The sequence below is a fragment of the Streptococcus sp. 2018037 genome, from assembly GCF_019754195.1.
Taxonomy (GTDB): Bacteria; Bacillota; Bacilli; order Lactobacillales; family Streptococcaceae; genus Streptococcus; species Streptococcus hashimotonensis.
The window spans coordinates 1-1,615 of sequence record NZ_JAIJZQ010000052.1 but is presented as its reverse complement, the minus strand read 5'-3'; the positions used below and the strand labels follow the sequence as shown (position 1 = coordinate 1,615).

Here is a 1,615-nt window from a genome sequence, read left to right as displayed (position 1 = left end):
ATGACTGATATGTAAAGCCCTTTGTCAAGTAAAAACAATCGAACTGATAAAAAATGAAAAGTATCTAGAAAGAGCCTAGTTCTTAGCTTCGGGCATTGGCCACTCTGATATTCGTGGATTGGTTACCTACAGGTCAATGGTTCTGCCGCGAGTCCTACTCTCTATAAGCGTGGATCACAATTGTGCCACTTAGTCATTTCGTAGATGACTCAAACCTTGAAGTCCTAAACTCCTTCAAGATACTTTCCATTCAAACATGATGTCAATCCTTATTTCTATCCAAATTCACCCAGTGATTTTGGATAGAAGTAGGGATTCTTCATCGCTCTGCGATGATAAAACTTAATTGTCAAAAGTGTACATGAAAACAAGTGCTAACTTCAAGCTATTCTTCCTGTCATCATCCCCCAAATAAAACCAGATAATTCCCGTGCAATAGCTGTTTTAGCAACATTTTGTTGCTTATTTTTTCCTAGAACAAGTGTGCGATAACGTCTTCTTAGGCGTTCATTAGCCTTATCCGCATAAGCAATCACCTCCACTCGGTTTCCACTTTGTCTCCTTTTCAATTCTTTGGATTTATACCCAACAGTTCCTTTAGCCAATGATTGTGCAGCTTCTATCAGAAGTCGTCTTACATGGCTATTACCTGCTTTGGTGATAGCACCTCTTCTCTCCTTGTCGCCACTAGAGTTTTCGCTAGGAGTCAGCCCAAGATAAGAAGCAAAATGTTGAGCTGTCGCAAAGCGATTAAAATCACCGATTTCTGTCACAATGGAAAGAGCAGTTAGTGTTTTAATGCCAATAAAGCAAGAAAGTCGTGAGACCTTCTCTTGATAACTGTCGCTTTGACCCAGTTGCTCAATTCGCGCATCATACCGTTCTATTTGATCTACTAATTTCTCATAGGTCAATAGGTATTCTGTCAAAATCTCTGCGTAAAGTCCCTTAGGATTTAGAGAATGGAGCCAGCGGACATGTTTCTGTGTCCAATTACTGCTTCCCTCGGTATAGCGAAAATCATGTCGGAGACAGAAGGCAAAAATTTGTTGTTTGATTTTCTTCAGAGCCACTTTGTGGTCTGTTCTCATGCGGATATATTCTTTGACTTGTTCATCCTCAACAGTAGGAATATGAACAGGCCGATAGCTACGAAAGGCCAGAGCTTTTGCGAGCTGAGCTGCATCTTTTTTATCAGTCTTAACACGCTTAGATCCTTCCTTCATCACCGTTGTAGGCGCCATCACGATACAGGGAATCCCGTGAGCTTGTAGCTGGTGATATAGGGTAAATCCAAGACATCCGGCTTCGTAGCCACATAACACTTCTGCATCTTGACCATATAAACGACGAAGCTCATTCACATAGTTCACAATATAGCTAACATTTGGACCAACTTTAGTGCTATGTTTGAATTGATTGGTCATCATATCATAATAGCAGAGCGAAAAACTTTCTTTGTGAACATCCATTCCGATGAAAAGTGTGGTAAAATGAAACATATAAGACCTCCAATTGAGTGTGGTAATTCCTGTTAGAAGTTGATTGTTTTTTTATTCTAGTGTACAGGTAAATCCACGAATTCTCAACTGGGGGTCTTTACATATTGTCTATA

At 40.1% G+C, this 1,615-nt stretch carries 1 protein-coding gene; it reads right to left on the bottom strand.

From position 1 onward, the window contains the following. Positions 1–380 precede the first annotated feature (380 nt). Positions 381–1,502, bottom strand: coding sequence for an IS110 family transposase (locus K5Q29_RS10570; protein WP_105139630.1), 1,122 nt, complete (start codon positions 1,500–1,502; stop codon positions 381–383). Positions 1,503–1,615: the final 113 nt, after the last annotated feature.